The sequence below is a fragment of the Promineifilum sp. (SeqCode) genome, assembly GCF_041918635.1.
Classification (GTDB): Bacteria; Chloroflexota; Anaerolineae; order Promineifilales; family Promineifilaceae; genus Promineifilum.
The window spans coordinates 1-7,853 of the sequence record NZ_JAYRVJ010000459.1 but is presented as its reverse complement, the minus strand read 5'-3'; the positions used below and the strand labels follow the sequence as shown (position 1 = coordinate 7,853).

The following is a 7,853-nucleotide window of genomic DNA, read 5'->3' as shown; positions in this document are numbered from 1 at the left end:
GTTCTACGGTTCATCCGACGCGCGCAAGCACAACATTGCCCGCGCCGCGGCCAACTTCTACGGCGTTGTCGTGGCTCCCGGCGAGGAGTTCTCCTTTAACCGCTATCTCGGCTCCGTCAGCGAGACGGATGGCTATGAGGTCGGCCTGGTCATCGTCGGCGGCCGGACGCTGCGCGGCGTCGGCGGCGGCGTCTGCCAGGTCAGCACCACCATCTACCAGACCGCCTTCTGGTCCGGCTTCCCCATCGTCGAGCGCTGGGAACACGGCTATATGGTCGGCTACTACAACGATGGCGAAGGGCCGGGCATGGACGCGACCGTCTTCTCGCCCATTGTGGACTTCCGCTTCATCAATAACACGCCCCACCACCTGCTGATCGAGAACTACTACAACGAGGAGTTCGAATCGCTCACGTTCAAGTTCTACAGCACCAGCATGGGCCGGCGGGTGGTGAAGACGGAGCCGGTGTTCGAGAACGTCGTGCCGCCGCCGGAAGAGGATGTGTGGGAGTACGATGAGGAGATTGCCGCCGGCACGGTGGAGCAGTACGACTACGCCACCGAGGGCGCGCGGGTCAGCGTCACGCGCCAGGTGTTCAACGCCAACGGCGAGCTGATGGAAGAGCGCACCTTCGTCAGCAACTACATCCCCTGGCCCAACGTCTACCGCTACGGCCCCGGTGTGGAAGAAGGCGACTACTCGCTCGTCCCCGAACCGGAGTTCTAACTACCTTGTAGGGCGGTTTGCTAAACCGCCCTACATTTCCCCAACATATCCCCCACTTATCGCCAGTATTTCCCAACGGGATTGACTGGTAGAACATCTGTGCTATTATAGTGTTTAGGACAGACACATTCTCTTCCCCTCCCACCACTACCCCTTTTGATGAGGAGTCGGCGAGTGAGAGCTTGCCGACTCCTTCCGCTTTTTTCTCTGGCGGGCGGGCGCAGAGAACCTCTTTTCGGGATTTTGGGAACCGAGGAACTTTAGGAGAAAAGGGTGATGCAGCAAGAAAGGTTATTCAACCGGTCGGCGAAGGCCGTGCCGGAAGAAGTACAGTTCAAGAGTGCGTCGCGCAAGACGGTCATCGGTATCATTCTTGTCGTCGCCCTCATCGCATTCGAGATCTTTAACTTTGATACGACACGGTTCGCGCTGAACAGCCTGCTGGGCGAAGTGGCCTTCATGGGCATGACCTGGGCTACCATCCTGGCGACAGCTTTCTGCGCGATCGACTTCGCCGGGCTGGCCCGGCTCTTCACGCCGGAGCGCGGCGCGGAAGAGCCAAAGGCCGTCTGGTATCTAATGGGCGCCTGGCTGCTGGGCGCGACGATGAACGCGGTCATGACCTGGTGGGCCGTCTCGCTGACGCTCATCAGCCACGACTTCGGCAATGAGGTGCTGGCCCGCGAGACGCTGCTGAAGCTGGTGCCGATCTTCGTGGCCGCGCTGGTGCTGCTGACGCGCATCCTGTTCATCGGCGCGTTCTCGGTGGCCGGCGAGCACGTTTTCGACCTGGCCGGCAACGCCAAGACGGATAAGCAACCCGCAGCCCGGCCGCAGCCGGCCCTGCCCACACACCCGCCGCTGCGCGCCACCACGGCTCGCGCGTCGCAGCCCGTACCGGTTGAGACGGACGAGCCGAAGCTGCCAACCACGAACCGCCCACCGGCCGGCGGCCGGACTTACCAGCGTCCACCGACGCCGAGCGGCGTGCATCAGATGCCCGCGCCGATGCAGGCCAAGTCGCGGGATCGGTAATGGATTAACTGCGCCTGCGTCTTACGAGAGCCGCGTCCACCAGGGCGCGGCTTTTTTGTTGGGAGCAGAATGGGACGCTGATGACGCTGATTCCAACGCCGATTTTCGCGGACTGAGAGAGCGATAGTCTCTCGCGGCGTAAATCAGCGTTGATATCAGCGCCATCAGCGTGCTATTCTTTACCCATGAGCAAGCAACAAGTCCGCGCGCAGTTCGGGGCCAACGCCGCTGCCTACGTCAGCAGCCCCACCCACGCCGCCGGGGCCAGTCTGGCCCGTCTGGTCGAGCGCGTCGCGCCGGGGCCGGCGTGGCGCGTGCTGGACGTGGCTACGGCCGCCGGCCACACCGCCCTGGCCTTCGCGCCCCACGTCGCCGCCGTCGTCGGGCTAGACCTGACGCCGGAGATGCTGCCGCTGGCCGCGCGGCTGGCGGCCGAGCGCGGCGCGGCCAACGTGCTCTTCGCCGCCGGGGACGTGGAGGAGCTGCCCTTGGCCGACGGCGCGTTCGACGCCGTCACCTGCCGCATCGCCCCCCACCACTTCCCCGACATCGGCCGCTTCGTGGCCGAGGCGGCGCGGGTCATCCGGCCCGGCGGGGCGCTGGCCGTGGTGGACAACGTCGTGCCCGGCAGCTGGCTGCGGGGCAAGCGGGCCGACCGCGTCCGCGCCGCCGGGGCCTACGTCAACGCCTTCGAGAAGCTGCGCGATCCCAGCCACAACCGCTGCCTCAGTCTGGAAGAGTGGCGCGCCGCCTTGACCGCCGCCGGGCTGGTCGTGGAGGTAGAGGAGACGCTCGACAAGCGGCTGACTTTCGAGACGTGGGCGGCCCGCCATACCCCGGAGATGCGCTTGCGGCTGAAGGCGATGCTGCTCCAGGCCCCGGCCGATGCCCGCGACTTCCTCGACCCGCGCGTGGAGGGGGAGCTGACCACCTTCCGGCTGCAAGAAGGGCTGTTCGTGGCCCGCCGCCCCTGACCAGACCTGTCAGCTTTCAGAAAACCTGACAGGTCTACGCTGGTCTACGCTATCCGTCGTCCCGGTCAATCACCCGGTTGGTGGTCTGTACGATCTCCTCCGGCGACATCCCCCGCGCCCGTTCCAGCCGGGCCACGCGCTTCTGGAACTGAGCGAGGCCATAGTCGATGAAGTCCGCCTCGACCAGACCGAACGGGATGGGGTCGTACTGGGCGAACACGTCGCCGATGACGCCCAGCGCCGCCGGCAGCAAGGCGTTCATCTGCGCCTCCAGCACGTCCCACAGCGCCGGCTCCGCGGCCACCAGGCGCGACAACAGATAAATGCCGTAGGCGATGTGGCGCGACTCGTCCTGTTTAAGCAGGGCGATACCGCGGCGCGTCCCCGGCATGAGGTCTTGCCGTTCCAGCACGGTGAAGTAGGCGTGGTAGCCGGTCTCGGCCAGCATGCCCTCCACGATCACATTGTAGGTCACTGAAGCGCGCACCTGAGCGGCGGCCGAGCGGTCGTGGCGCAACGCGCCCAGCGCTTCCGGCAGCGCCCGATAGAACACCTCGCGGTAGTTCTCGGAGTGGTAGCGACTCAGATCGCCGGTCGCGCCCGCCACTTCGGTCAGAAAGCGGTTGAAGAAGTCGGTGTGCTTGGCCTCCTCGAAGAGGAAGGTGGTCAGAAACATCTCCTCCTCCACCCGCCCCTCCTCAGCGATAGCCATGATGAGCGGCAGCAGGTCGAGCGTGACCGCCTCCTCGCCCGCCTGGAACATGGCCGTCAGTCGCAGCAGGATGTCCTGCTCGTCGGCCGCCAGCCCTTGCCAATCCTCGCGATCCCGGCGCAGGTCGATATCGCTGGGGTTCCAAATGCCCAGCCGCTTGGCCTTCTCGTAGAGCCGCATGGCCGGCGACTCCCGTTGCAACCCGCGCGTCGTCGTCAGAAACAGTTCGTGGGTCATTGTCACGCTCCTGAGCACCCATTGTACAAGAATAGAACGCGGATGGACGCCGATTTTTGCGCTGATTGCTAATTCCTAATTACTCAGGTGAGATAGCCTACGGGATATTCCTAACCGATAGGAGGTCTCTCTGTCGAGCAAAGGGGGGTGATACCCCATTCAGCGACTATCACGCGCGGTCTATACTGGCTTCACGTGAAAGCGCACTTACAGGCGCGTCGCATCCGATATGATGGCGGCGCTCAACCGGTCCAAACCGACTTACCGATACCAAAACATACAGGAGGCGATTGGCTCTGCGACGAGCCGGTCGCCTCTTTCCGTTTGGCGGATACGTGATGGAGAAATAAATGAAGCAGTTTGCTCAAATCCCCCTGTTGATAGCCCTGGGCGTCGTCGCCCTTTTGCTCTTTGTCCTGAACGGCACGGGCGGGCAGAACCCGCTCGGCGCGCTCGTCGCTCTGGCGCAATCGGACGCGCCCGATGGCGCTTACCACATCGACATCGACCCCGATGACTTTGTGCGTACCATCGACAACAAGTACCTGCCCCTCATTCCCGGCACGACCTACATCTATGAAGGTCAAACGGCCGAGGGGCTAGAGCGCATTGAAGTCACCGTGTTGCACAAGACCAAGAGAGTCATGGGCGTCAAGACGACCGTCGTGCGCGATACTGTGTATGTGGACGGCGTCATCGTCGAGGATACCCTGGACTGGTTCGCCCAGGACAAGAAGGGCAACGTCTGGTACTTTGGCGAGGCGGTCGATAACTACGAGGATGGCGTTCTGGTCGACCACGAAGGCTCATGGGAGGCGGGCGTGGATGGCGCGCTGCCCGGCATCGCCATGTGGGACGACCCCAAGGAGCACCTGCGCGAGCAGTACCGCATTGAGTATTATCCCGGTTTCGCGGAGGACATGGCGAAGATCTTGAGCGTCGAGGAAAAGGTGACCGTCCCCTACGGCTCGTTCGACGACGTGCTGAAGACGATGGAGTGGACGCCGCTGGAACCGGGCGTGCTGGAGCACAAGTTTTACGCGGAGGAGATCGGCCTTATCAAGGTAGTTGCTCTGGATACCGGCGAGACGATTGAACTGATCGACATCATCCAACCGGCCGATGACGAGAACGATGATAATGACAACGACGATGATGACGACAACGCCCACGACGACCAGACGGTCAGGTAAAGCGCGCCCTGTGTCATAACGTTGCCCTGTTTGTCATCCGTGTTACGCTCACTTGAGCGCCACCAGCGGCCGCGTGGTGCAACCCACCGGCCGCTCCGCGCGTAAAGTAGAAAGATACCTGGTGGTATACTGTCAGAAAGGAGCGCCAAGCGATGAGTGACCAAAACCCCAATATTGACCAACTGAAGGACGAAGAGCGCCTGAAGATCGACATCCCCGTGGAAGAGGAACCGACCGGCAGCGCGGCCAAGCCGTCCTCCACTGACATTGCGGATGAATTCAAGCGTCTCGGCCGCCAGTTCGCCGACGCGCTGGAAGCCGCTTTCAACAGTGAAGAGGCGCGCCGCATGGAGACCGAAGTGCGGGCCGGCATGAAGAGCTTTGCCGACGAGGTGGAGAAGGTTCTCCACCAGGCCAAGGAAAGCCCGACGGCCGCGCGCGTGAAGGAAGAGGCTGTCGGCGCGAAAGAGCGCGTTGAGTCAGGCGAGTTCGCCCGCAAGGCCCAGGAAGGTATGGCCAGCGGCCTGCGCTGGCTCAGCACCGAGCTAGACAAGCTGGCGACCCAGTTCACCCCCGCCGGCCGGCCCACCGAGCAGCCGCCGACCGAGAAGCAGCCGCCGGCGGAATGAATTAGGAATTAGGAATTAGGAATTAGGAATGGCAGAACTCATCATTCATAATTCTTAATTCCTAATTCTCTTGCCAGCGCCTCTAACCCTTCCAGGTCGTCCAGGTCGAGCCATTGCAGCATGATGCGCTGCACGCCGGCGGCGGCCCAGGCGTTGAGTTGTTCGACGATCTCCCCGCCGGCCCCCACCGCCACACCGCTCTGTCGCAGCCTGGCCGCATCGCCCCCACGCCGGGCCAGCTTGCGCGCCAACTCGGCCGCGTCGCGACCGAAGACGCAGCCGGCCATCAGCGACCGCCGCACCGACGCCGGATCGCGCCCCGCCTCGATCAATAGCTCGTCGAGCCGGCGGTTCAACTCCGCGTAGCGCGCCGGGTTGACGTAGACCCCGTTCCACTCGTCGGCGTAACGCGCCGTCAGAGGGAGCGTGCGTCGCGGCCCGTTGCCGCCGATGAGGATAGGCGGGCCGCCGGGGCGCGCCGGCCGCGGCAGCAGGATCGCCTCGCGCAGCCGGTAGTACGTGCCCTGGAAATCAACCGGCGTGTCGCTGTGCAGCAGCCGGGTGACGACCTCCAGCCCCTCTTCAAAACGGGCAAAGCGCTCCGGCACGTCGAGCAGTTCCCAGCCATAGTGGGTGTGCTCCCGCTCCTGCCAGCCCGCCCCCAGCCCCAGCGTCAGCCGCCCGCCGGACAGGTCGTCTACCGCCGCGGCCGTGCGCGCCGTGATAGTCGGATGGCGGAACGAAACGGGCGACACCAGCGGCCCAAACTCGATCCGGCGCGTATGGCTGGCGAGCCAGGTCAGCGATGCCCACAGTTCCAGCGACGCTTTGTCGGGCGGAGTGGCGTTGGTGTAATGGTCGGAGCGGTAGAGGCCAGCGAAGCCCAGATCTTCGGCAGCCGCGGCAAGGCGCTGCCAGCGCGGCCAGGTCAGGCCGTCCTGGCCTTCGATCATGAGGGCGATTTCCATGGTGGCCAGTTGTTAGTGGTCAGTGATCAGTATTCAGTAGGTCAGTATTCAGTGGGTCAGTCGTCTGTACTGATCCACTGAATACTGAAACAAAAAAGGGCGTCGCCACGCGCGACGCCCCTATTCGACATGAATCCGCTTAGGCCGCGGCCTTCTCCAGGTGCGGCAGCACCTGGGCCAGGATACGCTCCTTAGGCTGCGCGCCGACGATGCGCTCCACCACCTGGCCGCCCTTGAACAGCATCAGGGTCGGAATGCCGATGATGGCATAGCGGCCGGGCACGGCCGGGTTGTCGTCCACATCCATCTTGGCGACCTTCAACGAGCCCTCATGCTCCGACGCGATCTCCTTCACAAAGGGAGCGATAAAGCGGCAAGGCCCACACCAGTCGGCCCAAAAGTCGACCAGCACGGGAACGTCAGACTCCAGTACTTCCTGTTGGAAGGTGGCATCGGTAACTTCGAGTGGCTTAGCCATTATTTTCCTAATTCTCCTTCAGACTTTTCTGCTCGTCAGATTCCAGAACAAGAATCCACAGATTTCCCAGAATACATCCGCGATATATGTGTCAGGCGCAAATGCCTTACTTTCTAGAGCATGGCGCTTCTTTGGTAGACGCGCTTATAAGTTCAATCCTTACTTACCCGTATCAGAACAACGTAAGCGCCCGGGGATTATATAGAACTCTGTCAGGAAATGGAACACCGATACTGAAAGACCTGACAGGTGGGCGGCCACAAGTTTCACTGTTGTCAGCGTACCATTGGCCGCCCACCTGTCAGGTCTGAGCAATCAAGCGTCCCATTCTTTTGCGCGCTGCCCGCCCGCGGCTAGAATTGCATCATGACCGACCTCCTCATCCACAATGGCCGCCTGGTTACCTGGACTGACCCCAACGAGATACTGGAAGACAGCGCCCTGCTGCTGCGCGACGGCCGCATCCATGACATCGGCCCGTCGGCCCGGCTGCTGGGTCTCTACCCCGACGCCGAACGGCTGGACGCGCGCGGCCAGCTGGTCATGCCTGGCAACATCTGCGCCCACACCCACTTCTACGGCGCGTTCGCCCGCGGCATGGCTATCCCCGGCCCCGCGCCCAAAGACTTCCCGGACATCCTGGAGCGGCTGTGGTGGCGGCTCGACCGGGCGCTGCTCGACGTGGACGTCGCGTATAGCGCGCTGGTCTCGCTGGTGGACGCCATCAAGCACGGCACGACCACGCTCATCGACCACCATGCCAGCCCCAACGCCATCGACAGCTCGCTCGATCAGATAGCCGACGCGGTGACCGAGGCCGGCGTGCGCGCCGTCCTGTGCTATGAGGTGACGGATCGCAACGGCCCGGAGGAAGCGGCGGCGGGCATCAGCGAGAATGTG

Annotated in this window: 9 protein-coding genes; 6 read left to right on the top strand and 3 right to left on the bottom strand. The window is 63.2% G+C overall.

The annotated features are described in order from the left end of the window. The 3 genes from ACE3UY_RS14040 to ACE3UY_RS14030 all read left to right on the top strand — a co-directional run. The coding region (locus ACE3UY_RS14040; protein ID WP_374688136.1) for a VanW family protein at positions 1-727 on the top strand (727 nt) is incomplete at its 5' end. A 276-nt stretch (positions 728-1,003) separates the two neighbouring features. After that, positions 1,004-1,762, top strand: a complete 759-nt coding sequence (locus ACE3UY_RS14035; protein WP_374688135.1) for a proline-rich domain-containing protein — start codon at positions 1,004-1,006, stop codon at positions 1,760-1,762. Between the two features lie 185 nt (positions 1,763-1,947). Beyond that, a complete protein-coding gene (locus ACE3UY_RS14030) occupies positions 1,948-2,736 on the top strand; it encodes a class I SAM-dependent methyltransferase (RefSeq protein WP_374688134.1) in 789 nt (262 codons plus the stop codon). Positions 2,737-2,785: 49 nt separating this feature from the next. Here ACE3UY_RS14030 and ACE3UY_RS14025 read toward each other — a convergent pair whose 3' ends face one another. Further along, the gene (locus ACE3UY_RS14025; RefSeq protein ID WP_374688133.1) at positions 2,786-3,685 is read right to left on the bottom strand and encodes a R2-like ligand-binding oxidase; all 900 of its coding nucleotides are present in this window, start codon (positions 3,683-3,685) and stop codon (positions 2,786-2,788) included. A 350-nt stretch (positions 3,686-4,035) separates the two neighbouring features. Here ACE3UY_RS14025 and ACE3UY_RS14020 point away from each other — a divergent pair, with 350 nt between their 5' ends. Together ACE3UY_RS14020 and ACE3UY_RS14015 are read left to right on the top strand one after the other, a co-directional pair. Then, positions 4,036-4,878: a hypothetical protein gene (locus ACE3UY_RS14020; RefSeq protein ID WP_374688132.1), complete on the top strand. Its 843-nt coding sequence runs from the start codon at positions 4,036-4,038 to the stop codon at positions 4,876-4,878. Positions 4,879-5,030: 152 nt separating this feature from the next. After that, positions 5,031-5,507 (top strand): hypothetical protein, encoded by a 477-nt coding sequence (locus ACE3UY_RS14015; protein ID WP_374688131.1) that lies wholly within the window; start codon positions 5,031-5,033, stop codon positions 5,505-5,507. A gap of 41 nt (positions 5,508-5,548) precedes the next feature. On the opposite strand, the gene ACE3UY_RS14010 is transcribed toward ACE3UY_RS14015, so the two are convergent. Together ACE3UY_RS14010 and trxA are read right to left on the bottom strand one after the other, a co-directional pair. After that, positions 5,549-6,475: an LLM class F420-dependent oxidoreductase gene (locus ACE3UY_RS14010; RefSeq protein WP_374688130.1), complete on the bottom strand. Its 927-nt coding sequence runs from the start codon at positions 6,473-6,475 to the stop codon at positions 5,549-5,551. A gap of 139 nt (positions 6,476-6,614) precedes the next feature. Then, complete coding sequence (gene trxA / locus ACE3UY_RS14005) at positions 6,615-6,953, bottom strand: thioredoxin (RefSeq protein ID WP_374688129.1); 339 nt, start codon at positions 6,951-6,953, stop codon at positions 6,615-6,617. Positions 6,954-7,319: 366 nt separating this feature from the next. Between trxA and ACE3UY_RS14000 the strand changes: the two genes are divergently transcribed. Beyond that, positions 7,320-7,853 (top strand): amidohydrolase family protein (locus ACE3UY_RS14000; protein WP_374688128.1); only part of this gene is annotated, 534 nt, incomplete at its 3' end.

Coding starts and splice junctions, on each gene's coding strand:
- ACE3UY_RS14035 (WP_374688135.1), top strand. CDS start 1,004: ATGCAGCAAGAAAGGTTATTCAACCGGTCGGCGAAGGCCGTGCCGGAA.
- ACE3UY_RS14030 (WP_374688134.1), top strand. CDS start 1,948: ATGAGCAAGCAACAAGTCCGCGCGCAGTTCGGGGCCAACGCCGCTGCC.
- ACE3UY_RS14025 (WP_374688133.1), bottom strand. CDS start 3,685: ATGACCCACGAACTGTTTCTGACGACGACGCGCGGGTTGCAACGGGAG.
- ACE3UY_RS14020 (WP_374688132.1), top strand. CDS start 4,036: ATGAAGCAGTTTGCTCAAATCCCCCTGTTGATAGCCCTGGGCGTCGTC.
- ACE3UY_RS14015 (WP_374688131.1), top strand. CDS start 5,031: ATGAGTGACCAAAACCCCAATATTGACCAACTGAAGGACGAAGAGCGC.
- ACE3UY_RS14010 (WP_374688130.1), bottom strand. CDS start 6,475: ATGGAAATCGCCCTCATGATCGAAGGCCAGGACGGCCTGACCTGGCCG.
- trxA (WP_374688129.1), bottom strand. CDS start 6,953: ATGGCTAAGCCACTCGAAGTTACCGATGCCACCTTCCAACAGGAAGTA.